A 24,547-nucleotide genomic window follows, 5' to 3' on the forward strand; every position below is an offset into this window, starting at 1 on the left:
TTCGCGGCGAACCGGTAGGCTCGTTGCTCGTGCACGCCATCGGAATCGACATCGGGGGCACCAAGATCGCGGGTGCGGTCGTGACGGAACTGGGCGAGATCGTCGCCGAGGACCGCGTGGCCACCAACGCTGCGGACCCGAACGCCATGCTCGACGACGTCGTCTCGATGGTCGAGCGACTCAGCTCGCTCCACCAGGTCGGCGCCGTGGGGGTCGCCGCCCCCGGGTTCATCGACGCCTCGCAGTCGATCGTCTACTACACGCCGAACATCCGGTGGCGGAACGAACCGCTCCGGCAGAAGCTGCAGCAGCGCCTCGGCGACCTGCACATCACGGTGGACAACGACGCGAACGCCGCCGGCTGGGCCGAGTTCCGGTTCGGCGCCGGTCGGCTCGTGTCCGACATGACGATGCTCACCATCGGCACGGGCGTCGGCGGCGCCATCGTGACCGAGGACCGTCTGTTCCGCGGGGGCTTCGGCACCGGCGGCGAGATCGGCCACCTGCGCATCGTCCCGAACGGGCTGCCCTGCGGCTGCGGTGCCCGCGGCTGCATCGAGCAGTACGGCTCGGGTCGTGCCCTGCAGCGCATGGCGAACGACGTCGCCGACGCCGGTGGCATCGGCTCGGCCCTGGCCGACGCCCGCGCCGACAACGGCGGCCAGCTCGACGGCAAGATCGTCGGCGACCTGATCCTGGCCGACGACCCGGGTGCCCTCGCGGCCCTCCGTCGGCTCGGTCGACACCTCGGCGAGGCGTGCGCGTCGCTGTCCGCGGTGCTCGACCCGCAGCTCTTCGTGTTCGGCGGCGGCGTCGCCAGCGCGGGGGACCGGCTGCTCGACCCGATCAAGCAGGCGTACCTCAACAACCTGCCGGCCCGCGGGTACCACCCGGAGCCGGACTTCGTGATCGCCGAACTCGTCAACGACGCCGGCGTCGTCGGTGCCGCCGACCTCGCCCGCATCCACGCCCGCACGGCGTAGGGTCGGGCCACCCACCCGGGCCACCACCTTCTCACCACCTGGAGTCGTCGATGACCTACTGGCTGCTGAAGAACTTCGTGCTCGGCCCGCTCATCCTCACCCTGTTCCGGCCGTGGGTCGTCGGGCGTGAGCACGTGCCCGCCAAGGGCCCGGTCATCTTCGCGTCGAACCACATCTCGTTCATCGACTCGGTGATCCTGCCGGCGGTGCTCGACCGCCGACTCTCGTTCCTGGCGAAGAGCGACTACTTCACCGGCCGCGGGTTGAAGGGCTGGGCGACGAAGACGTTCTTCAACGCCATCGGCCAGCTGCCGATCGACCGCTCCGGCGGCAAGGCGTCCGAGGCATCGCTGCGCACCGGCCTGCAGGTCCTGGCACGCGGTGAACAGCTCGGCATCTACCCCGAGGGCACCCGCAGCCCCGACGGCAAGCTCTACCGCGGTCGCACCGGCATCGCCCGGATGATCCTCGAGGGGCGCGTGCTCGTCGTCCCCGTCGCCATGGTCGGCACGCGCGAGGTGCAGCAGATCGGGCAGCGCTTCCCGAAGATCAAGCGCGTCGGGGTCGTGTTCGGCAAGCCGCTCGACTTCTCGCGGTTCCAGGGGTTCGAGACCGACCGCTTCATCCTGCGCAGCGTCACGGACGAGGTGATGCACGAGCTCGCCGGCCTGAGCCGACAGGAGTACGTGGACGTCTACGCCACCAGCGTGAAGGAGCGGGCGAGCTCCGCGCGCGAGGCCGTCATGCGGGAACGGAAGTCGACGCCTGCACGTTAGGCTCTGATGGTCCCGGCACCCCGCCAGGACGCCCATCGACGACGCGCGGCCTGGTGCCGGTGGCGTCGTCGGGCCGCCCGCACAGAACACCGAGGTAACGCCCTTGTTCGAGTCGACCGACTTCGTCGCCCTGCAGGATCCGGACGTCATCGAGGGGCTCGACTATTGGCGGACGCTCCCGATCAAGCAGCAGCCGACCTGGCCGGACTCCGCCGCTGCCGAGGCCGCCTCGGCCGAGATCGCCACGCTCCCGCCGCTCGTGTTCGCGGGCGAGGTCGACAAGCTGCGCGAGCGGCTCGCCGCCGCCGCCCAGGGCAAGGCCTTCCTGTTGCAGGGCGGTGACTGCGCCGAGACCTTCGCCGGTGCCACCGCCGACTCCATCCGCGACCGGGTCAAGACGATCCTGCAGATGGCCGTCGTGCTGACCTACGGCGCCTCGATGCCCGTCATCAAGATGGGGCGCATGGCCGGGCAGTTCGCCAAGCCCCGCTCGAGCGACTTCGAGACCCGTGGCGACGTCACTCTCCCCGCCTACCGCGGCGACATCGTGAACGGCTACGACTTCACGCCGGAGAGCCGGACGGCCGACCCGCGCCGCCTGGTGCAGGGGTACCACACCGCTGCTTCGACGCTGAACCTCGTCCGGGCCTTCACGCAGGGGGCTTCGCCGACCTGCGCCAGGTGCACTCGTGGAACAAGGGCTTCGCCTCGAACCCCGCGAACGCCCGCTACGAGCACCTCGCCAAGGAGATCGACCGCGCGATCCGCTTCATGGACGCCTGCGGCGCCGACTTCGAGGCGCTCAAGCACGTCGAGTTCTACGCCTCGCACGAGGGGCTGCTGATGGACTACGAGCGCCCGATGACCCGCATCGACTCGCGCTCCGGCCTGGCGTACGACACGTCCGGTCACTTCATCTGGATCGGTGAGCGCACGCGCGACCTCGACGGCGCCCACGTGGACTTCCTGTCGCGGGTGCGCAACCCGATCGGCGTGAAGCTCGGCCCGACGACGAGCGTCGACGACATGAAGGCGCTCGTCGACAAGCTCGACCCGAACCGTGAGCCGGGTCGTCTGACCTTCATCACGCGGATGGGTGCGGGCAAGATCCGCGACGAGCTGCCCAAGCTGCTCGAGGCGATCAAGGGCATGGACGCCAACCCGCTGTGGGTCACCGACCCGATGCACGGCAACGGCCTGACCACGCCGACGGGCTACAAGACCCGCCGGTTCGACGACGTCGTGGACGAGGTCCTCGGCTTCTTCGAGGCGCACCGCCAGGTCGGCACGTACCCGGGTGGCATGCACGTCGAGCTCACCGGTGACGACGTCACCGAGTGCCTCGGCGGCTCGGAGCACATCGACGAGGCCACCCTCGCCACCCGCTACGAGTCGCTGTGCGACCCGCGCCTGAACCACATGCAGTCCCTTGAGCTCGCCTTCCTGGTGGCCGAGGAACTCGGCGCGCACCAGCCCGACCGCTCGTAACGCAGGAACCCCCGGACAGGAGGCCCGGTGCCAGCTGGCACCGGGCCTCCTGTCCGTCGTCTCCGCACGTTCCGGGCCGCGCGCGTCCGGCCGTCCTACTGGTCGTAGGACAGGGTGATCGTGTCGCCGCGGTAGACGGTGGCGCCGGCCCCCGGGTCGGTGCCGGTGACGGGCAGCTTCGACTTCCAGTCGTAGAAGCCGCAGAGGATGTTCGTGCAGTCGGGCACGGAGACCTTGAGGCCGAGGTCCTCGAGGGTCTTCGTCGCCTCGTTGATCGTCGCCCCGACGACGCCGTCCTTCGGCACGGTGATCGGCGTCGGACCCTTGGACACGACGACGTCCACCGCCGATCCGCGAACGGCAGGGGAGTCCTGCACGGCGGCGGAGACGATCTGGCCCGCTGGCACGGTCTCGCTGTACTCCTCGGTGCGGGCGCCGAGGATCAGTCCGACGTCGTCGAGTGCAGCGGCGGCCTCGTCGGCCGTCTTGCCGACCACGTCGGGTACGGGGCCGAGCGAGACGGTCAGCGTGACCGGCCCGGTCTCGCCGTAGGCCTTCACCGTCGTGAGGTCGAGCGGCTTGCCGCCGGACGCGCGACCGGTCGCCGCGACCACGGTGTCCTTCGGGGCGTCAGCGGAGAACTCGTACCGGTCGTCCTGCAGCTCGAAGTCGTCGTCGAGCGCGGCCGTCACGGTGGAGAGCGGCTGCCCGACGATCGCCGGCAGCGGGATCATCCGGGGGCCGTTCGACACGACGATCTGCACCGCCGTGCCCTTCTGCACCTCGCGCTTCGGGGCAGGCTTGGTCGTGGAGACCTGCCCCTTCGCGACGACGGCGTCGAACCGTGTCCCGGTCTTCGACGCCGCCTGCAGGCCCTGTGCTTCGAGCAGCTGCCGGGCCTGCGAGACCGACTTGCCCGTGACTTCCGGGATCCGCACGTTGCCACCCGGCCCCGGGCCGAAGTACCAGCCGAAGCCGGCGCCGATCAGCGCGAGCACGACGACCACGGACAGCAGGATCCAGCCGCGCTTCCGACGCTTCGCCGACTGGTCGGCGAGCCGCTGTCCGGCGGGGGAGAGCACGCCCGGCTGTGCCCCGGTGCGACGGGGGCCCGGGGCGTTGCCGCGCGCACGGGCGGGTGCTCGACCGCGGTCGCCGGTGTCGCGGTCGCCGGACCGGTCGATGATGGCGGTCTCGTCCGCAGCTGCGGCTCCTGCGGCTCCTGCGGCCGCTGCGGCGCCGAGCGTGCCGGAGCCACCCGAGGGCAGGATCGCGGTGCCGTTCTCGGGCCGGAGCACGGCCGTGCGGTACTGGCCGGTCGCACGCTGCTGGTTGCCCGCCATGTGGTCGAGCATCTCGCGGGCGTCGCGGGGGCGGTCCTCGGGGTCGCGTGCGGTCGACCAGGCGACCAGCTCGTCGAGCTCCGGCGGCACCCCGGACACGGCGGCGCTCGGTGCCGGCACGGAGTCGTTGGCGTGCTGGTAGGCGATCTGCATGGGCTGCTCGCCCTTGTAGGGCTGCTCGCCGGTGAGCATCTCGTACAGCATGATGCCGAGCGCGTAGATGTCGCTGCGCGAGTCGGCGGCGCCGCGGGTCACGAGCTCGGGGGACAGGTAGGCGATCGTGCCGAGCAGGGCCGCGCCGGTCGCCGTGTTCGCGGTCGTGGCCCGGGCCAGGCCGAAGTCGCCGAGCTTGATGCGGCCGTCGTCGGCGAGCAGGACGTTCTCGGGCTTCAGGTCGCGGTGCACGATCCCGGCGCGGTGGGCCGAGGCGAGGCCGGCCAGCACGGCGCGCAGGATGTCGGTCGCCTGCTCGGGCGTCAGGGCGTGGTGCTCCTGCAGCAGGTCCCGGAGCGTGATGCCGGGGATGTACTCCATGACGATGTAGGCGATCTCGCCCTCGGCGCCCTGGTCGTACACGCCCACCAGGTTCGGGTGCGACAGCCGGGCCGCCGACCGGGCCTCCTGGATGAAGCGCTCACGGAAGGCCTGGTCGTCGGCCAGGTGCCCGTGCATGATCTTGATCGCGACGCGTCGCTCGAGGCGCACGTCGGTCGCGAGGTAGACGGTCGCCATGCCCCCGCGCGCGATGCGGGAGCGGACGCGGTACCGCTGATCGATCATGCGACCGATCATCGGATCCGTGGCGGCGTTGGTGGTCATCGGCGGCATTCTACGAATCGGAACCGCACTCGGACGCACCGGCGCACCGCCCGTGACCCAATCTCGATCTTCCGGATGAGGCTCAGAGCGTCGCCAGCCAGCCCTCGGCGGCGCTCGCCCAGGTGGCGTAGGCCTTCGGGTAGGCGGAGAGCTGCACGGCCTGGGCCGCGTCGGTGATGCTCATCGAGGACCAACCGGGCACGTCGAGCAGGCCGCGGGTCTTGCCGGCGTTCGGGTTGTGTCGCCCGCCGAAGAACAGCGCGGTGGCGTGCGCCGGGTCCTGCAGCTTCAGCGCGCTGCCCCAACCCTGGCTCGGACGCTGCTGGAAGAGGCCGACCGAGTCGCGGTCGCCGTGCGGCAGGTTCCGGAGGCTCGACTCCTGCATCGCGGCGGCGAGGGCCACGACGATGCCGCGGTCCGGGACGCCCAGTGATCGACCGACGGCCACGATGGTCGCGGCGTTCTGGCGCTGCTCGGCGCTCAGGCCGACGGCACCGCTGACCGCCGCACTCGCGGAGACCGCGGGCGCGGCGGTGGCGTTCGACGACGGGATGACGAGCGTCTTGCCGGCGTAGATCGTGCTCGTGTAGGACAGGCCGTTCGCCGACAGGAGCGACTTGACGGAGACGTGGTGCGCGGCGGCGATCGAGGCGACGGTGTCGCCGGCGCTGATCTTCACGCTGGTCTTCGTCGACGGGGCCGAGGCGGTGGACACCGACGGCGTCGAGGACGTGCCGTGCGGCACCCGGAGCGTCTGCCCGGGGTAGATGACGCTGCGCTGCGACAGCTTGTTCGCGCTGAGGAGCGCCGTGGTCGACACGCCGACGCGGGACGCGATGGCGGAGACGGTGTCGCCCTGCTTCACGTGGTAGCTCGAGGTGTCCGAGCCGGAGCCGCCGGTCGACCCGGAGGTCCGCACCGATGCGGTGGTGACGGCGGGCGTCGATGCCAGGTGGAGCGTCTGCCCGGGGTGGATGATCGTGTTCCAGCCGAGGCCGTTGCGCACGAGGATCTCCTGCGCCGACAGGCCGAAGCGGGCGGCGATGCCCGAGACCGTGTCGCCGTGGCGGACGGTGTAGTTCGTGGGCACGGCGGTGGTGGGGGCCTTCGTGGTGGCGGCGACCGTCCGCACGACGGTCTGCGTCGGCCGGGCGACGGCGGTGCCGAACACCGGGCGGTCGGTCACGGCGCGGTCCTGGTCGACGTGGCGCTTGTGGTTCGCGTCGGCGTCGTCGTGCCGCGGCTCGGCGTGCGCGATCGGGCCGGTCAGGCCGGCGGTCACGGCGATCGTGCCCGCGAGGACGATGGGCATGGTGGCGAACCGGGCGGATCGTGCGCGCCGGGCGACTTCGTCTGCAGCGTGGTCCACGGGTTTCTCCTGATCTCGACTGAGCCGTGCGCACGCATGCGCGCACTCACAGGTGCCACAACGCTGGCATGGCCTGATTCCCAAGTCAACCAGAGAGTCAGATGGGGTGGATGTGACGAATGTGACGAACGAGGCGGATTCACTCCGGCGGTCACTCTGGCACCATGGGCGTGTGAGTGCCGCACCCGCCGACGACCTGTCCCTCTCCGAACGCTGGCTGACCGTCCCCGAGCTGGTGGACATGTTCAGCACGAGCCCCGGACGGATCCACCGACTCTTCGAGCAGAAGACCCTGCTGGCAGCCCGCGTCGGCGGTGTGCTGCGCGTGCCGGTCGAGTTCCTCGAGGATGGAGAGCCGATGCCCGAGCTCCGCGGCACGCTGATCGTGCTCGGCGACAACGGCTTCACCGACGACGAGGCGGTGCGCTGGATGCTCACCGTCGACGACGCGATGGGCACCACGCCGATCGCGGCGCTCCGCGCCGGCCGCAAGGCCGAGGTGCGTCGCGTCGCCCAGTCGCTGCTCTAGACGCCATCAGGACGGACAGGAGGCCCGTGGCGGTGTCGCCACGGGCCTCCCGTCTGTCCTTGCCTCGCGTCTAGGACGACCGGCGGCTGACCGTGTCGGCCAGCGACGCGAGCTGTTCGCGCGCCGACGGCGTCAGCGGCGAGGCGTCGAGCGCCGCCTTGGCGCGCTGGACGTGCCGCTCGATCGACCGCTCCACGGCGGCCACGGCGCCGGACTCGGTGAGGGTCGCGCGGAGCATCTGCACCTGCTCCTCGTCGAGGTCTGGGTCTCCGAGGAGCTCGTCCAGGAGCTGCCGCGGGCCGTTCGCCAGCGTCTTGCGCGCCGAGGCGATGAGGACGGTGCGCTTGCCCTCGCGCAGGTCGTCGCCGGCCGGCTTGCCGGTGACCTCGGGATCGCCGAAGACCCCGAGCATGTCGTCGCGGAGCTGGTACGCCACGCCGAGGGGGAGTCCGAAGGCGCGGAGGCCCTCGAGCTGTGAGTCGCTCGCGCCGGCGACGAGGGCACCGATGACCAGCGGGGCCTCGATCGAGTACTTCGCCGACTTGAAGACGATGACGCGCTGGGCGCGGAGCAGGTGCTCGGACTCGTCGATGACCGGCCAGGCGGTCTCCTCGTGCACGTCGAGGTACTGCCCCGCCGTGACGTCGAGGCGCATCGCGTGGAACTCCTGGCGGACGATGCGGGCCCGCACCGGGTCGAGGAGCGCGAGGCCCTCGTCGAAGACCGAGTCGCTCAGCGAGAGCAGCAGGTCGCCGAGGAGCAGCGCGGAGTTCGTGCCGTACTGCCCGCGGTCGCCGACGAAGCCGGACTCCTCGTGCAGGGACTCGAAGCGGCGGTGCGCGGCCGGACGCCCGCGGCGGGTGTCCGAGCGGTCCATGATGTCGTCGTGCACCAGGGCGGCGGCGTGGAAGACCTCGAGCGCGGCGGCGACCGTGACGACCGCCTCGGCGGTGGTCTGCCGGGACCCTTCGGCCAGCGGGTCGAACGAGCCCGAACGGCCCGCCACCGACTGCCATCCCCAGTAGCAGAACAGTGCCCGGAAGCGCTTGCCGCCGGACAACAGGTCTCGTGCGTACCGGTCGAACGGCGCGAGGTCGGGGCTGATCGCGAGGAGCCGTTCACGCTGCTCGTCGAGTGCCCGGTCGATACGCGCCGATACGAGGTCCACTAATCGCGTACTCTCAGCCACGATCCCTACCCTAGTGGAGTGGTCGAGGCATAGAATCGGTCCACTCAACCCGCGTTTTTCAACCCCGCGTCGATCCCAGGAACAGAGGGAACCAAGATGCCGCTCTCGGAACAGGAGCAGCGCCTTCTCGAAGAGATGGAGCGCAGCCTCTACCAGAACGATTCCGATTTCGTGGCTCGTGTCACACGTCGACAGGGTCGTCCGACGTACACAGCCATCACGCTCGGGGTCCTCGGCGCACTCGCCGGGGTCGCCATCGTCATCGTCGGCCTCGTCATCAAGGCGCCGCTGCTGGGCATCCTCGGCTTCGTCGTGATGCTCGCCGGTGTCCTGTTCGCGCTGCGCCCGGGCATGCGTGCCCCGAAGGCGAAGCCCGCTCGACCGGGCAAGCCCGCGTCCGGTGGGTCGGCGCGTCCGTCCACCGGTGGCGGCGGGTCCTTCATGGACCGGATGAACGAGCGCTGGGACAAGCGCAACGACCAGAGTCAGTAGCTGACGGGGGTCAGCAGGACTCCCTCCACACTCCTCCACGGGGTCGGCCTTCGGGTCGGCCCCGTTTCGTGGTTCCGGGGGCGGGCGGGGTCGTGCCGGGCGAGTGGTCACGAAACGTCGCGTGCGGGTCGCCGAGGGTGCAGGAACTGTCGGCTGGGGCTCGCGCGGCCGACGGTTCGTGACCACTTGGCGTCGCGGCGGCGGCATGTCGTGACCGTGCGCTGACCGGCAGCCGGGCGTGGTGGGGCCGACCGTGCGCCAGCGTGGGCGACGCGACGAGGGTGGGGCGGGCCTCCAGGCCGGGGTGGACCGTCGCCGCGTGCGTGCGCGAGTGGTCACGACATGCCGCGTGCGGGCCGCCCGGGGTGCAGGAGCTGTCGGCCGGGGCCCGGGCGGGCGACGGTTCGTGACCATTCGGCGCCGCGGCGACGGCACGTCGTGACCGTGCACCGACCCGCAGCCGGGCGTGGCGGGGCCGACCCCGAACCCGCGGCGCGCCCCGGGGCGCTCCACCGGCTGCGAAAGTCCTCCACTTTCCTCCACGCCATCCCCGGTGCTGTCGAACCGCATGATTCCGGGCCTCGGGGGTCGTCGCTGCCTGGTCCATTCCGGCCTGCGTGCCCCCAGTAGGGGTGTCGCGGGCTGAAAAGGGAGCGGAAACCTGGGTTTGGGGAGGGGAGTGGAGTAAAGTGGGGCTCGCAACGGTCCGGTGGAGCGGAGGGGAGGCCCGACGTGCTGCTCGGTACTCATGCCCCGAAGCTCGACGAGAAGGGTCGCGTGATCCTCCCCGCCAAGTTCCGGGACGAACTGTCCGGCGGGCTCGTGATGACCCGCGGCCAGGAACGCTGCGTCGTGGTCTTCAGCGCCCGGACGTTCGAGGAACTCCACGAACGCATCCGCACCGCCCCGATGACGTCGAAGCGCACCAGGGACTACATGCGTCTGTTCCTCTCGGGGGCCAGCGCGGAACAGCCCGACAAGCAGAACCGCGTGACGATCCCGCAGAACCTCCGCGAGTACGCGGGGCTCGAGCGGGACCTCACGGTCATCGGCAGCGGTGACCGTGCCGAGATCTGGTCCACCCCCGCATGGGAGGCCTACTACGCCGAAGCCGAAGAGGCATTCGCCGACAACGACGAGGAGGTGATCCCGGGGATCTTCTGATCCGCGGATCGGGACTCCCAGCCGTGAAGCCCTGACGCCACTTCCCCGGTGTCAGGTCGCATGGATGGGGATCCGGACCCACGGCCCAGGAGACGAGGGGCTGCACATGGCCGACAACGACAACGAGACGCCACGCTTCCCGCACACGCCGGTGATGCTCCAGCGCATCGTCGACCTGTTCACGCCGACGCTCGAGGGCCCGGGCAAGGTCGTCGTCGACGCCACGCTCGGCATGGGCGGCCACTCCGAGGGCCTGCTCGAGCGGTTCCCGGAGCTCACGCTCATCGGGCTCGACCGGGACACCGACGCACTCGGCATCGCGGGGGAGCGCCTGGCCCGCTTCGGTGACCGCGTCCGGCTCGTGCACACCGTGTACGACGGCATCGTCGACGCGATCGAGGGTGAGGGCTTCACGAAGGTCGACGGCGTGCTCTTCGACCTCGGCGTGAGCTCGCTGCAGCTCGACCGGGCCGAGCGCGGGTTCGCGTACAGCCAGGACGCCCCGCTCGACATGCGGATGGACCGGACCGAGGGGCAGACCGCCGCCGACGTCCTGGCCACCTACGACGAGGGCGAACTCCGCCGCATCTTCCAGCGCTACGGCGAGGAGAAGCTGGCCGGCCGCTACGCCCGAGCGATCGTCGAGCGGCGGGCGACGAAGCCGTTCGAGATGTCCGGCGACCTGGTCCAGGTGCTGCACGACGCGACCCCGGTCGCCATCCAGCGCCAGGGGCACCCCGCCAAGCGCGTCTTCCAGGCGCTCCGCATCGAGGTCAACGCCGAACTCAGCGTGCTCGAGCGGGCGATCCCGGCGGCGCTCGACGCCATCGCGGTCGGCGGCCGGATCGTCGTCGAGTCGTACCAGTCCCTCGAGGACCGCATCGTCAAGCGGGCACTGGTGGAGCGCACGAAGTCGAGCGCCCCCGCAGGCCTGCCGGTGGAGCTGCCCGAGCACGCCCCCACCTTCTCCCTGATCGTCAAGGGCGCCGAGCTGGCCGACGAGGCCGAACGCGCCGCCAACCCCCGAGCAACCCCCGTGCGCCTGCGCGCGGCCGAGCGGATCCGGAACTGACATGAGCACGAACCTCGCACTCGTCGACCCTGCGGTCGTCCCGTCGCGGGCCCCGCGCCCCGACCGTCAGCACCGCCCCGAGCTGGTCGAGGTCACCCCGACCGCGGCCCAGCGCCGGGCACGACCCCGCATCGGGTACGCCGTGGTGGCCGTCGCCGCGCTCGGGATCCTGCTGCTGGCCCAGCTCGGCATCAGCATGGTGCTCAGCCAGGGCGCCTACACGCTCAACTCGCTGTCGGCCGAGCAGACGAACCTGTCCCGCACGCAGCAGTCGCTGTCCGAGCAGCTCCGGGTCCTCGACTCGCCGCAGAACCTGGCCCGCAACGCCCAGTCGCTCGGCATGATCGCCAACTCGACGCCGGTGTACCTCGACCCGAAGACCGGTCGTGTGTACGGCACGCCGACCCCGGCGAAGCCCGACGAGGCCACGGCGTCCACCGAGAACCAGGTGCCGAACTCACTGCTGAGCGATGTACCGCTGGCCACGAAGCCGGGGGACACCTCCACCAGCAAGGAGACCGGCACAACGGACACGTCGAGCACGAAGGACACGTCCGGCGCCACGAGCTCCACGGGATCCGCCGACAGCACCGCCACGTCTGAGAAGACGAGCGGCGCCAGCGCGTCGGACCAGGGGACGGCGAAGTCGTCCGTAGAGTCCGACGCGAACCCGCTCCAGGCGCCCTCCACCCGGTGACCGGCGGGTCCGCCGCACCCTCAGCACCGCCCGGGAAGGACCGCACCGCGTGACGAAGACGATCCGCAACCGACGCCTGCGCTACAGCATCGTGATGCTCGCCGTGATCGCCCTCGTCGGGGTGTTCGTGGTGCGGCTCGTCGACATCCAGGTCGTCCAGGCGTCGGAGCTGAACAAGGCGTCGGCACAGAAGCGCAGCATCCCCGTGACCATCTACGGCACCCGCGGGTCGATCGTGGACCGCAACGGCACCGAACTCGCGGACAGCGTCACCCGGTACAACATCACGACCTCCCCGCGCCTGGTGAAGGGCTTCAAGGGCAAGCTCGGCGGCACCCGCATCAAGGACGTCAGCGTCGGCACGGCACTGAGTGCGCTGGCGAAGGCCTCCGGCGGTGACGTCGCGACCATGCGGAAGAACATCGCCGCGAACCCGAAGTCCGACTTCGCGTACCTGGTCAAGGGCCTCGACGTGCAGCACTACGAGGCCGTGCGTGCGCTCGGCATCCCCTGGCTCTACCCGGAGCCGCAGGCGGCGCGGGTGTACCCGACGGGTGCGACGACGGGCAACCTGACCGGCTTCATGGGCACGGACGGCGCCCAGGCCGGCCTGGAGTACTCCTACAACCAGTGCCTGGCGGGCACCAACGGCTCCGAGACGTACGAGCGCGGCGAGGACGGCGTGCAGCTCCCGGGCAGCACCGTGACCACGAAGAAGGCCAAGGACGGCGGCACGCTCGAGACCACCATCGACAGCGACCTGCAGTACATGGCGCAGCAGACCATCGCGTCCGCCGCCAAGACCCTGCAGGCGGAGTCCGCGACGGCGACGGTCACGAGCGTCAAGACGGGTGAGCTGCTGGCGGTCGCGGACTACCCGACGGTCGACCCGAACGACGTCGACGCCACGACCGACAAGGGTGCCTTCGGTTCCCGTGCCCTGACGGCGTCGTACGAGCCGGGCTCCACGATCAAGGCCGCCATCGCCGCGGCACTGCTCGACCAGGGCAAGTCGAGCCCGACCGACCAGGCCGTCGTGCCGTACTCGCGCACGTTCCCCTGGGGCGGCACGATCCACGACTCCGAGTTCCACGCCACCGAGAACCTCACGCTCACCGGCATCCTGCAGAACTCGTCGAACGTCGGCATCACCGAGCTCGGCGCACGGCTGACGGCCCAGCAGCGCTTCGACTACATGAAGAAGTTCGGGCTGTTCGAGCCGGAGACGGCGATCGACTACCCGGGCCAGCCGTCGATGGACTACGGCACCACCCCGAACTGGGACCAGCAGACGAACATCAACTCGATGTTCGGCCAGGGCATCTCGACCACGGCGGTGCAGGTCGCGAGCGTGTTCCAGACCATCGCGAACGACGGTGTCCGGATCCCGCTGCACTTCGTCAAGGGCTGCACCACGGCGGACGGCAAGACGATCGACGCGCCCGACGTGCAGAAGCAGCGGGTCGTCTCCGCAGCCGCCGCCACGCAGGTCACCGGCATGCTGCAGAGCGTCGTCACGGGTGGCACGCTGGTGGGCATGAAGCCGATCTCCGGCTACAACATCGCCGCGAAGACGGGGACCGCCGAGGTGGCCGAGGGGTCGCAGGGCTACGGCGGTCAGCGCATCACGTCGGTGGCCGGAATGGCACCCGCCGAAGACCCCCAGTATGTTGTCACGGTGACGTTCACGAAGCCGCAGACCAATAAGTGGTCCAGCGGAGCGGCTCCGGCGTTCCGCACACTCATGTCCCAGGTGCTCGAGAAGTACCGAGTAGCCCCCTCCGCGTCCGAGGCGAAGCTCTACCCGTCCACGTGGTGAGGAAGAAGGAACACTTGTCCGCACGGATCCCCCCGGTCCTCCGACCCGAACACCCGACCCCGAGGGCCGTCTCCGAACTCGCCAACGCGTTCGGTCTGCGAGTCGTCGGCTCGGTCGACAGCATCGAGACCACCGGTGTCACCCTGAGCGCCACCGAGGTGCAGCCGGGTGACCTGTTCGTCGGCGTGCACGGTGCGAACCGGCACGGCGCACAGTTCGCGACGGAGGCCGCCGAGCGTGGCGCCGTCGCCGTCCTGACCGACCAGGACGGCGTCGCACTGGTCGAGTCGTCCGGGCTGCCGGTGCTCGTCGTCGACGACCCCCGCGCCGCCCTCGGCGACGTCGCGGCGTGGGTCTACCGCACGCACCCCGACGAGGCCACCGACCTGCCGCAGCTGTTCGCCGTCACCGGCACGAACGGCAAGACGAGCACGTCGTACATCCTCGAGGGCATCCTCAAGCAGCTCGGCCTGGTCACCGGCCTGAGCTCGACCGCGGAGCGCCACATCGGTTCGCTCAGCGTGACGAGCCGCCTGACCACGCCCGAGGCCAGCGAGATGCACGCGCTCCTCGCCCGCATGCGCGAGAGCGAGGTCCGTGCGGTCGCCGTCGAGGTCAGCGCCCAGGCCCTCAGCCGGCACCGCGTCGACGGCATCGTCTTCGACGTCGCGGCCTTCACGAACCTGTCGCACGACCACCTCGACGACTACGCCGACATGGAGGAGTACTACCAGGCGAAGCTCCCGCTGTTCCAGCCCGAGCACGCCCGTCGCGGCGTCGTCTCGCTGGACACCGACTGGGGCCACCGCGTGGTGCAGGACTCCCGCATCCCCGTGACCACGATCACGGTGCACCCGGACGTCGAGGCCGAGTGGCACGTCGACATCGTCGAGGCGCACGCCGCCTACACCGAGTTCCGTCTGACCGGCCCCGAGGGTCGCGAGCTGACGACCCGTGTGCCGCTGATCGGCTGGCACATGGCGGCGAACGCGGCACTCGCGATCGTCATGCTCGTCGAGGGCGGGTTCGAGCTCGGTGCCATCGCGCACGCGCTCGAGTCGGGCCACCGCCGCTACCCGGACGAGGACGACGCGAGCGAGCGCGACGGCGAGCCGCACCGCGTCTCCGCCATCGAGTGCTACCTGCCCGGCCGCACCGAGCGCGTCTCCGGCGAGCACGGCCCGAGCGTCTACGTCGACTTCGGTCACAGTGCCGACGCCTTCGAGAACACCCTCGCCGCGGTCCGGCAGTTCACCTCCGGCAAGGTCCTCATGCTGTTCGGCGCCGACGGCGACCGCGACACCACGAAGCGCGGCGACATGGCCCGCGTGGCCGCGGCCGGCAGCGACATCCTGGTCGTCACCGACCACCACCCGCGCTTCGAGGACGCCGCATCGATCCGGAAGACCCTGGTCGACGCCGCACGTGCCGCCTTCCCGGACCACGAGATCCACGAGGTCAGCCCGCCCGAGGCCGCGATCCGCACGGCCGTGAGCCTGGTCGGCGAGGGGGACTCGATCCTCTGGGCCGGCCCAGGGCACCAGGACTACCGCGACATCCAGGGCGTCCGCACGCCCTACTCCGCCCGTGACGAGGCCCGCGCGGCCCTGCGCGAGGCCGGCTGGGAGCCGAACTCCGGTCCGGCGGAGGACGTCCGATGATCGCCATGACCCTCGCCGAGATCGCCACCGCGGTCGGCGGCGAGCTGATCGGCGGCGCGCAGGCGACCGACGTCGCCGAGCCCGGCGACCTGGTCGTCGAGGGCTCGGTCGAGACCGACTCGCGCCTGGTCCGCCCCGGCAGCGTCTTCTTCGCCCTGCCCGGTGAGGTCACCGACGGCCGACGCTTCGTGGCCGCGGCCGTCGACGCCGGTGCCGCCCTGGTGATCACGCCCGAGCGCGTGGACACGACCGCGCCGCAGATCGTCGTCGCAGACGGGTACGAGGCCCTCGCCGCGCTCGCGCACGAGGTCGTCACGCGCGTCCGGATGAGCACCACGGACCGTGTCGACGCCGACGGTCGCCCGGCACCCCTGCGGGTCGTCGGCATCACCGGCTCGAACGGCAAGACGAGCACGAAGAACATGCTCCGCACGATCCTCGAGCAGCACGGCGCGACCGTCGCGCCCGAGGGGTCGTTCAACAACCACGTCGGCGCACCGATCTCGATGCTCCGCGTCACCTACGACACCCGGTACCTGGTGGTCGAGATGGGCGCGAGCGGCGTCGGCCACATCGCCAAGCTCGTCTCGATCGCCGAGCCCGACCTCGGCGTCGTCCTCAAGGTGGGCCTCGCGCACGCCGGCGAGTTCGGCGGCATCGAGGCGACACAGCGCGCGAAGTCCGAGATGGTCACCGACCTGCCCGAGACCGCGACGGCCCTGCTCAACGTCGACGACGACCGCGTCGCGTCGATGCGCGACCTGACGGCCGCGCGCGTGGTGGGCTTCGGCACGTCGGCGGAGGCCGACTACCGCATCACCGGCATCGAGACGGACCGCAGCGGCACCCGCTTCACCCTCACCGCGCCTCCAGGACAGCCTGGAGGCCCGGATCACGTCGACGTGCGCCTCGCGATCCTGGGTGAGCACCACGCCATGAACGCGTCCGCCGCGCTCACCGTGGCCCACCTGTGGGGCGTCCCGCTCGCCGACGGCGCCGCGGCGCTCGCGTCGATGACGCGCGCCGAGCGCTGGCGCATGGAGCTGCTCCAGGGCGGCCCCGAGGGCGTCACCGTGATCAACGACGCGTACAACGCGTCGCCCGACTCCACCGCGGCGGCGCTGCGGACCCTGGCGCAGATCGTGCGCCCGGGGGAGCGGACCGTCGCCGTGCTCGGTGAGATGGCCGAGCTCGGTGAGTTCTCCGTCGAGGAGCACGACCGCATCGGTCGGCTCGTCGTCCGCCTCGGCATCGGACAGCTCGTGGTCGTCGGCCGCGGCGCGATGCCCATCCACCAGGCCGCCACCCTCGAGGGATCGTGGGACGGCGAGTCCGTGTACATCGAGGACGTCGACGACGCCGTCCGTGCCCTGCAGGAGATGCTCCGCCCCGGCGACGTCGTCCTCGTCAAGTCCTCGAAGTCTGCCGAACTGCGATTCCTCGGCGACCGCCTCGGAGGTGTCACCGAATGATCGCGCTCCTCATCGCCGGCGCCACGTCGCTGGTGTTCACGTTGCTGCTCACCCCGTCGTTCATCAAGCTCTTCCACCGTCTCGGGTGGGGGCAGTTCATCCGTGACGACGGTCCACAGTCCCACCACACCAAACGCGGCACCGCCACCATGGGCGGCATCGTCCTGATCATCGGTGCCGTGATCGGGTACTTCGTCGGCCACCTGGTCGGCCGTGACTCGATCACGCTGTCCGGCCTGCTCGTGCTGTTCCTGATGGTCGGGCTGGGGTTCGTCGGCTTCATCGACGACTTCCTCAAGGTGCGGCGTCAGCGGAGCCTCGGGCTCGGCGGCTGGGCCAAGATCCTCGGTCAGGTCATCGTCGGCGTCATCTTCGCCACGATCGCCCTGGTCGTGCCGACGTCGAACGGCAAGCCCCCGGCGTCCACGATGATCTCGGCGATCCGTGACGTGCCGTGGCTCGACTTCATGGCGCTCGGCACCGTCATCGGCACCGTGCTGTTCCTCGCCTGGATCGTCCTGCTGACGGTGTCGACGTCGAACGGCGTGAACGTGGCGGACGGGCTCGACGGCCTGGCCACCGGGTCGAGCATCCTGGCGATCGGCTCGTACGTCATCATCGGCTTCTGGCAGTCGAACCAGATCTGCGGCGGCGCCCGCCTCGACTCGAACACCGCTCACGCCTGCTACACCGTGTCGAACCCGCTCGACCTCGCCGTGGTCGCGGCCGCGGTCTGCGGTGGGCTCATCGGGTTCCTCTGGTACAACACCTCGCCGGCGCAGATCTTCCTCGGTGACACCGGTTCGCTCGGCCTCGGCGGCGCCCTGGCCGGCCTCGCGATCCTCAGCCGCACCGAGCTGCTGCTCGTCCTCATCGGTGGCCTGTTCTTCATCGTCACCGGCTCCGTCATCCTGCAGCGGGCCTACTTCAAGATCACCCACGGCAAGCGCATCTTCCTGATGAGTCCGCTGCACCACCACTTCGAACTGAAGGGGTGGGCCGAGGTGACCGTCGTCGTCCGCTTCTGGATCATCGCCGGGCTCTTCGTCGCGGCGGGGGTCGGACTCTTCTACCTCGAATGGATCGCACGCGTTGGTTGACCCGGTGTCCTCGCCGTCCCGCCTCCAGTCCCTCGACAGCTGGTACTCCGAAGGGTGGAAGGGACTGAACGTCGCCGTCCTCGGCCTCGGAGCCACCGGGTTCTCGGTCGCCGACACGCTCGTGGAGCTCGGCAGCGAGGTGACGGTCTACTCGTCCGACGCCCCCGCCGACAGCGTCGAGCTGCTCGACGTGATCGGTGCCCGGTTCCTGCAGACGCCGCTCGACGCCGTGCCGGACGCCCTCGTGCAGCAGGCACCCGACGTCGTCATCGTGTCGCCGGGGCTGCCCCCGCACAACGCCACCGTGCGGTGGTCGGTGACGAACAGCACCGTCTGGGGCGACATCGAGCTCGCCTGGCGCGTGCGCGACAAGGTCGTCCGCGGCCCGGTCGCGGCCCCGTGGATCACGATCACGGGCACGAACGGCAAGACCACGACGACACAGCTCACGACCGCGATGTACGAGGCCGGCGGCCTGCGTGCCGTCGCGTGCGGGAACATCGGCGTGCCGGTGCTCGACGTCGTCCGCGACCCGGTCGGCTACGACGTGCTCGTCGTCGAGCTCTCGAGCCACCAGCTGCACTACGCGGCGACGTCCGGCGACGGTGCCGTGGTGCCGCTCGCGAGCGCCTGCCTGAACATCGCCGACGACCACCTGGAGTGGCACGGCTCCGCCGAGGCGTACCGCGCGGCGAAGGCCAAGGTCTACGAGCGCACCGTGATGGCGTGCGTCTACAACACCTCGGACGACGCCACTCGGCGGATGGTGCAGGAGGCCGACGTGGTGGAGGGCTGCCGTGCGGTCGGCTTCACGCCCGGCGTCCCCGCTCCCGGCGACGTCGGCATCGTCGAGGACGTCCTGTGCGACCGGGCCTTCAACGAGGACCGTCGCAACAGCGCGCTCGAGCTGTCGACCATCGCCGACCTCGAGGCCGCCGGACTCGCCAGTCCGCACATGACCATGAACGTCCTGGCCGCCGCTGCGCTGGCCCGTGCCGGCACCGTCCAGCCGAGCGCCATCCAGTCGGCGGTTCGGGCGTTCCGCGCCGACCACCACCGCACCGAGCTCGTGGCCCAGGCGGACGGCATCACCTGGGTCGACGACTCCAAGGCCACGAACCCGCACGCCGCCACCGCGTCGCTCGCGTCGTTCGACACCGTCGTGTGGATCGTCGGCGGCCTGTTCAAGGGCGTCGACGTCGACGGTCTGGTCGAGCGCTTCGGCCCCGGCGTCCGCGCCGTCGTGGTGATCGGCACCGACCGGACCCCGGTCCTCGAGGCATTCGCGCGACACGCGTCCACGGTCCCGGTGCTCCAGGTGGAGACGACGGACACTGATCAGGTCATGCGCGAGGCGGTCCGGCATGCCGCATCGGTCGCGAGGCCGGGCGACACCGTCCTCCTCGCCCCGGCGGCGGCGTCGTTCGACCAGTTCGGCTCCTACGCCGACCGGGGGCAGCGTTTCGCGGCCGCGGTCAACGAGCACCTGGGAGGAGAAGTCGATGGCGACGACACCGACGGATCTTCCGAACAGCCGTAACGGCCGGACCGCGTCGACCCCACGACGGACCAACGGCGCGATCGTCGCCGTCAAGAACGTCTTCGTCGCGGAGTCCAGCACCTTCTACACGATCCTCGGCGTCACGCTGTTCCTCGTCGTCTTCGGCGTCGTGATGGTGCTGTCCTCGTCGAGCGTCGAGGAGTACGCGGCGACCCACGACTTCTTCGGGGCGGCGTCCCGTCAGGGCCTGTACGCCGTGCTCGGCGTGCCGCTCATGCTCATCGCCAGCCGGGTCCCGACCCGGATCTGGCGCAAGTGGGCGATGCGGCTGCTCGGTGCGGCGCTCGTGCTGCAGCTGCTGGTGTTCACCCCGCTCGGCATCGACATCCAGGGCAACCGGAACTGGATCGAGCTCGGGTCGTTCACCGCGCAGCCGTCCGAGGTCGTGAAGCTCGGCCTGGTGCTCGGCATCGGCGCCATCATCTACGTCAAGCGGGACAAGCTCGACGACTGGAAAGAGGTGTTCATCCCGATCGGGATCGCCTCGATGCTCTCGCTCGGGCTCGTCGTCCTCGGCGGTGACCAGGGCACCGCGATGGTCATGCTCATCCTGGTGTTCGGCGCGCTGTACATCGGCGGCGTCCGTGCCCGGCACCTGCTCGTCGGCCTCGGTGCGTTCGCCGTGATGCTGCCCTTCGTGACGATGGCCTCGGCCTCGCGCTCGACCCGCATCAGCGCCTGGCTGTCCGGGTGCACCGACACCAGCCAGTACCAGGACATCTGCTGGCAGCCCGTGCACGGCATGTGGGCGCTCGCGTCCGGCGGCGTGTTCGGCGTCGGCCTCGGCAACTCGAAGGCGAAGTGGTCGTGGCTGCCCGAGGCGGACAACGACTACATCTTCGCGATCATCGGCGAGGAGCTCGGCCTGATCGGCGCCGTCGTGGTGCTCAGCCTGTTCGTGGTGCTCGCCGTCGGCATGATCAAGATCATCCGGCAGTCCCGCGACCCCTTCGTGAAGACCGTCACCGGTGGCATCCTCGCGTGGATCATCGGCCAGGCGCTCATCAACATCGCCGTCGTGCTCGGCCTGCTGCCCGTGCTCGGTGTGCCCCTACCACTCATCTCGGCCGGTGGTTCGGCCCTCATCATGACCCTGGTGGCGATCGGCGTCGTGCTCTCCTTCGCCCGTGACCTGCCCGGCAAGAACGACCCCGGCCTGACGAACGCCCCACTCGCCCGGACCTCCACGAACGGATCACTGCGGTGAGCAAGTACCTCTTCGCCGGCGGCGGCACCGCCGGCCACGTCAACCCCCTGCTCGCGGTCGCCGACCGGCTGACCGAGCGGGAGCCGGGTGCCGAGGTGCTCGTGCTGGGCACCGCCGAGGGCCTGGAGTCCCGCCTCGTCCCGATGCGCGGCTACGAGCTGCTGACGATCCCGCGCCTGCCGTTCCCGCGGAAGCTGAACGGCGCGGCCCTGCGGTTCCCGCAGCGCTTCGCGGCGGCGGTCAAGCGGACGGAGCAGATCATCCGCGACCACGAGATCGAGGTGGTCCTGGGCGTCGGTGGCTACGCGGCCGCTCCGGCGTACATCGCCGCGCGCCGCACCGGCACCCCGATCGTCGTGCACGAGCAGAACGCCAAGCCCGGGCTGGCGAACCGCCTCGCCGCGTTCCTCACCGAGCACGTCGGCCTGACCTTCTCGAACACGCGCCTGCGCCACGGCCGCGTCGTCGGCATGCCGCTCCGTCGCGAGATCGAGTCGCTCGACCGCCGTGCCGTCCGGGCCGAGGGGCTCGCCGAGTTCGGGCTCGACCCGGACCGGCCCGTGCTGCTCGTGACCGGCGGCTCCTCGGGTGCGCGGAGCATCAACCGGACGATCAACAGGTCCGCCGCCACGATCGTGGGTGCCGGCTGGCAGATCCTGCACGTCGTGGGTGCCGCCTCGGACATCGGCCCGAGCGACCTCGACGGCTACCACGTGCTGCCCTACTGCGACCGGATGGACCTGGCGTACGCCGCGAGCGACTTCGTCGTGTCGCGCTCGGGTGCCGGCATGGTGTGCGAGCTGACCGCCGTCGGGCTGCCGAGTGTGCTCGTGCCGTACCCGGTGGGCAACGGTGAGCAGCGCCACAACGCGAAGGACGTCGTCGACGCCGGGGGAGCCGTCCTGGTGGCCGACGGGGAATTCGACCAGGACTGGGTGACGTTCCAGCTGCTGAGCATCCTGCAGGACCGCTCCCGCATCGCGGACATGACCGTGCGGGCGGGCAGCGTCGGCCACCGCGACGGCGCCGACCGGATGACCGACCTGGTCCTCGACGCCGCGAAGCAGGCCCCCAGCACCACGGAGGAACGATGACCATCAAGCCGGACCTGACGCAGCCGATCCCGGACGACCTGGGCACGGTGCACTTCGTCGGCATCGGCGGCGCGGGCATGAGCGGGATCGCCCGGATGTTCCTCGCCGCCGGGCACCGCGTGACGGGCAGCGACTCCCGCGAGACGGAGACGACCGGCACGATGCGCGACCTCGGCGCGAGCGTGCACATCGGTCACGACGCGGCGAACGTCGGCCAGGCCGACACCATCGTCGTCACGAGCGCCCTCTGGCCCGACAACCCCGAGCTCCTCGAGGCGCAGCGCCGCGGTCTGCCGGTGCTCCACCGCTCGCAGGCCCTCGCCGCCCTGATCGCCGAGCACCGCCTCGTCGCGGTCGCCGGTGCGCACGGCAAGACCACCTCGACCGGCATGATCGTCACGGCGATGGTCGAGCTCGGCCTCGACCCGAGCTTCGTCAACGGCGGCGTCATCCAGTCCCTCGGCACGAGTTCAGCCCCGGGGTCCAGCGACCTGTTCGTGGTCGAGGCCGACGAGTCCGACGGCTCGTTCCTGCTCTACGACGTCGCCGTGGCCCTGGTCACCAACGTCGACGCCGACCACCTGGACCACTACGGCAGCGAGGAGGCCTTCACCGAGGCCTTCGTCGAGTTCGCCGCGAAGGCGAGCGAGCGCGTCGTCATCTCGAGCGACGACGCCGGTGCGAAGACGGTCACGGCCGGCATCCGCCAGCGCGCCGACGCCCCCGAGATCGTCACGTTCGGCGAGGCCGTCGACGCGGACGTCCGCATCGAGGGCATCACCGAGTCGGCCGGCGTCGAGGTCGACTTCCGCGCCGGTGGCGAAGCGTACCACCTGACCCTCCGCGTGCCCGGCCGGCACAACGCGATCAACGCCGTCGGGGCCTTCGCGGTCCTGACCGGTCTCGGCGTCGCCCCGGCCGACGCGATCCGCGGGCTCGAGGCCTTCGGCGGCACGCAGCGCCGCTTCGAGCTGCACGGCGTCGAGCGCGGGGTCTCGGTCTACGACGACTACGCCCACCACCCGACCGAGGTCGCCGCGGCGCTCAAGGCCGCCCGCAACGTCGTCGGCGACGGCCGCATCATCGCGATCCACCAGCCGCACCTGTACTCGCGCACCCGCCTGATGGCCGGCGACTTCGCCAAGGTGTACGAGGAGCTCGCCGACCACACGGTCGTGCTCGACGTCTACGGCGCCCGCGAGGACCCGGAGCCCGGCGTGACCGGGGCCCTGGTGCAGGAGCGTTTCGCCGACCAGTCGCGCGTCGAGTTCCTGCCCGACTGGGACGAGGCGGCGGCACGCGCGGCCGCGGTCGCCCGTGACGGCGACATCATCATGACGCTCAGCTGCGGCGACGTGTACCGGATCATCCCGCAGGTGCTCGGCGCCCTGGGCACCGACGGAGCGTCGGCCCGGTGAAGCGCCCCGAGGGGTTCGACGAGGGGGACGCCCGCAGGGACGCCCCGGCCGAGGCCGCGGAAGCGCCCCGGCAGCGTCGTGGTCCCTCGAAGCCGCGGCTCCCGTTCCGCGGACGCGTCGCCGACGACCGGGAGGCCCGCCCCGCGTCCGCCCCGGAACCCCCGGTCGACGAGACGGTCGACCCCACCCCCGCGGTCCAGCCCGACGCCGACACCTCCGGTCCCCAGCGGGATCGTGTCGGCGCCTTCGCCGGTGCGGCCGGACGCCGCTTCGGCGCCGGACTCTCCACCGTGGCGGACCGCCTGCGCGAGTACACGCCGAACGAGGACCACCGGGACCCGGAGGCCGACCGCCGCGACGCGGAACGCCGAGCCGCCACGAGCGGTGGAGCCGACCACGACGCGACCGTGACCGACGTGCTCGACGCGACCGGTGCCTCCCGGACCGACCAGCACGCCGAGGCGCCCATCGGGGCGCGGGTGCGCGCTGCCGAGACCGCGCGAGAGGCACGCATCGCCAAGCGCCGACGCCGGTTGCTCGAGCGTGCCGAGGTCCGCCGGTTCACCCGGCGCAGCCGGCACCGTCGCGCCGCGTGGATCACGGCGGCGAGCGTCGTCCTCGTGCTCGGGGTCTCGATCCTCGTCGCGGTGTTCTCACCGCTGATGGCGCTCCGCACGATCGAGATCAAGGGCACCGACCGCGTCGACGAGTCCGCGCTGCGCCAGGCGCTGTCCGACCAGATCGGCACGCCCCTGGCCCGGCTCGACTTCGACGCGATCAAGCGGGACGTCGCCGGCTTCCCGCTCATCGAGAGCTACGTGACCGAGGAAGCTCCGCCGCACACGCTCGTCGTCACGGTGACCGAGCGCACGCCGGTGGTCGCGGTGCAGTCCGGCAGCACGTTCGACCTCGTCGACCCCGCGGGCATCGTCGTGCAGTCGTCGCCGAAGCGTCCCGCCACGATGCCCCTCGCCGACATCGGCCGGGCGCGCCTCGGTTCCGCGAGCTTCCGCACCATGACCGAGGTCGTGCTGGCACTGCCGTCGACCGTGCGGTCCCAGGTGACGCGTGTCGCCGGGTCGACGGCCGACGACGTCACCCTGACCCTCAAGGACGGCTCGACCGTCGTGTGGGGGAGCCCGGACGACTCGGACGCCAAGGCCGAACTGCTCGCCGCGCTGGTCAAGGACCACGCGGCGCGGAACCCCGGCGTCGTCGTCGAGTACGACGTCTCGGCACCGGACAACGGCGTGATCCGCGCCAAGGACTGAATTGCCGGACCTGATCGGCGACA

19 protein-coding genes and 1 pseudogene are annotated in these 24,547 nt (G+C 70.9%); 17 read left to right on the forward strand and 3 right to left on the reverse strand.

The window, feature by feature from the left end; all coding sequences use genetic code 11:
• The first annotated feature begins 29 nt into the window (after positions 1-29).
• The 3 genes and pseudogenes from ACZZ9K_RS00305 (at position 30) to ACZZ9K_RS00315 (ending at position 3,247) form a co-directional block, all read left to right on the forward strand.
• Positions 30-983, forward strand: coding sequence for an ROK family glucokinase (locus ACZZ9K_RS00305; protein ID WP_017886608.1), 954 nt, complete (start codon positions 30-32; stop codon positions 981-983).
• A gap of 50 nt (positions 984-1,033) precedes the next feature.
• Positions 1,034-1,759: a lysophospholipid acyltransferase family protein gene (locus ACZZ9K_RS00310; RefSeq protein WP_027465236.1), complete on the forward strand. Its 726-nt coding sequence runs from the start codon at positions 1,034-1,036 to the stop codon at positions 1,757-1,759.
• A 130-nt stretch (positions 1,760-1,889) separates the two neighbouring features.
• Positions 1,890-3,247, forward strand: a pseudogene (locus tag ACZZ9K_RS00315) (class II 3-deoxy-7-phosphoheptulonate synthase).
• Between the two features lie 95 nt (positions 3,248-3,342).
• On the opposite strand, the gene pknB reads toward ACZZ9K_RS00315, so the two are convergent.
• Positions 3,343-5,409, reverse strand: coding sequence for a Stk1 family PASTA domain-containing Ser/Thr kinase (gene pknB, locus ACZZ9K_RS00320; RefSeq protein ID WP_463443050.1), 2,067 nt, complete (start codon positions 5,407-5,409; stop codon positions 3,343-3,345).
• A gap of 82 nt (positions 5,410-5,491) precedes the next feature.
• A complete protein-coding gene (locus ACZZ9K_RS00325; RefSeq protein WP_463443051.1) occupies positions 5,492-6,778 on the reverse strand; it encodes a LysM peptidoglycan-binding domain-containing protein in 1,287 nt (428 codons plus the stop codon).
• A gap of 172 nt (positions 6,779-6,950) precedes the next feature.
• Between ACZZ9K_RS00325 and ACZZ9K_RS00330 the strand changes: the two genes are divergently transcribed.
• Positions 6,951-7,307, forward strand: coding sequence for an Rv2175c family DNA-binding protein (locus tag ACZZ9K_RS00330; RefSeq protein ID WP_173033316.1), 357 nt, complete (start codon positions 6,951-6,953; stop codon positions 7,305-7,307).
• 70 nt (positions 7,308-7,377) lie between these two features.
• Here the strand turns inward: ACZZ9K_RS00330 and ACZZ9K_RS00335 are convergent, their stop codons facing one another.
• Entirely contained in the window at positions 7,378-8,496 is a 1,119-nt protein-coding gene (locus ACZZ9K_RS00335; protein WP_027465241.1) for a polyprenyl synthetase family protein, read from the reverse strand.
• 96 nt (positions 8,497-8,592) lie between these two features.
• On the opposite strand from ACZZ9K_RS00335, the gene ACZZ9K_RS00340 reads away from it, so the two are divergent.
• The 13 genes from ACZZ9K_RS00340 to ACZZ9K_RS00400 all read left to right on the forward strand — a co-directional run bounded on the left by ACZZ9K_RS00340 (position 8,593) and on the right by ACZZ9K_RS00400 (position 24,524).
• A complete protein-coding gene (locus tag ACZZ9K_RS00340; protein WP_111091079.1) occupies positions 8,593-8,988 on the forward strand; it encodes a DUF3040 domain-containing protein in 396 nt (131 codons plus the stop codon).
• A gap of 732 nt (positions 8,989-9,720) precedes the next feature.
• On the forward strand, positions 9,721-10,152 hold the full coding sequence (mraZ, locus tag ACZZ9K_RS00345; RefSeq protein ID WP_017886616.1) for a division/cell wall cluster transcriptional repressor MraZ: 432 nt from the start codon (positions 9,721-9,723) through the stop codon (positions 10,150-10,152).
• Between the two features lie 106 nt (positions 10,153-10,258).
• Positions 10,259-11,224 (forward strand): 16S rRNA (cytosine(1402)-N(4))-methyltransferase RsmH, encoded by a 966-nt coding sequence (gene rsmH / locus ACZZ9K_RS00350; protein WP_071405412.1) that lies wholly within the window; start codon positions 10,259-10,261, stop codon positions 11,222-11,224.
• 1 nt (position 11,225) lies between these two features.
• Positions 11,226-11,921 (forward strand): cell division protein FtsL, encoded by a 696-nt coding sequence (gene ftsL / locus ACZZ9K_RS00355; RefSeq protein ID WP_463443052.1) that lies wholly within the window; start codon positions 11,226-11,228, stop codon positions 11,919-11,921.
• Positions 11,922-11,970: 49 nt separating this feature from the next.
• Complete coding sequence (locus ACZZ9K_RS00360) at positions 11,971-13,740, forward strand: peptidoglycan D,D-transpeptidase FtsI family protein (RefSeq protein WP_138803079.1); 1,770 nt, start codon at positions 11,971-11,973, stop codon at positions 13,738-13,740.
• Between the two features lie 14 nt (positions 13,741-13,754).
• Positions 13,755-15,401, forward strand: coding sequence for a Mur ligase family protein (locus ACZZ9K_RS00365; RefSeq protein ID WP_463443053.1), 1,647 nt, complete (start codon positions 13,755-13,757; stop codon positions 15,399-15,401).
• Complete coding sequence (locus ACZZ9K_RS00370) at positions 15,398-16,873, forward strand: UDP-N-acetylmuramoyl-tripeptide--D-alanyl-D-alanine ligase (RefSeq protein WP_463443054.1); 1,476 nt, start codon at positions 15,398-15,400, stop codon at positions 16,871-16,873. Before ACZZ9K_RS00365 ends, ACZZ9K_RS00370 begins: the two co-directional genes overlap by 4 nt.
• Entirely contained in the window at positions 16,870-17,973 is a 1,104-nt protein-coding gene (mraY, locus tag ACZZ9K_RS00375) for a phospho-N-acetylmuramoyl-pentapeptide-transferase (RefSeq protein ID WP_138803082.1), read from the forward strand. The genes ACZZ9K_RS00370 and mraY overlap by 4 nt, the downstream gene beginning before the upstream one ends.
• 4 nt (positions 17,974-17,977) lie before the next feature.
• Positions 17,978-19,513 (forward strand): UDP-N-acetylmuramoyl-L-alanine--D-glutamate ligase, encoded by a 1,536-nt coding sequence (gene murD / locus ACZZ9K_RS00380; protein ID WP_214521262.1) that lies wholly within the window; start codon positions 17,978-17,980, stop codon positions 19,511-19,513.
• Positions 19,476-20,741, forward strand: a complete 1,266-nt coding sequence (ftsW, locus tag ACZZ9K_RS00385; protein WP_463443055.1) for a putative lipid II flippase FtsW — start codon at positions 19,476-19,478, stop codon at positions 20,739-20,741. Before murD ends, ftsW begins: the two co-directional genes overlap by 38 nt.
• Positions 20,738-21,835, forward strand: coding sequence for an undecaprenyldiphospho-muramoylpentapeptide beta-N-acetylglucosaminyltransferase (murG, locus tag ACZZ9K_RS00390; RefSeq protein WP_138803085.1), 1,098 nt, complete (start codon positions 20,738-20,740; stop codon positions 21,833-21,835). Before ftsW ends, murG begins: the two co-directional genes overlap by 4 nt.
• The gene (murC, locus tag ACZZ9K_RS00395; protein ID WP_138803086.1) at positions 21,832-23,253 is read left to right on the forward strand and encodes a UDP-N-acetylmuramate--L-alanine ligase; all 1,422 of its coding nucleotides are present in this window, start codon (positions 21,832-21,834) and stop codon (positions 23,251-23,253) included. Before murG ends, murC begins: the two co-directional genes overlap by 4 nt.
• A complete protein-coding gene (locus ACZZ9K_RS00400; protein ID WP_138803087.1) occupies positions 23,250-24,524 on the forward strand; it encodes a cell division protein FtsQ/DivIB in 1,275 nt (424 codons plus the stop codon). Before murC ends, ACZZ9K_RS00400 begins: the two co-directional genes overlap by 4 nt.
• The last annotated feature ends 23 nt before the right edge of the window (positions 24,525-24,547 follow it).

The sequence above is a fragment of the Curtobacterium sp. AC268 genome (assembly GCF_979258745.1).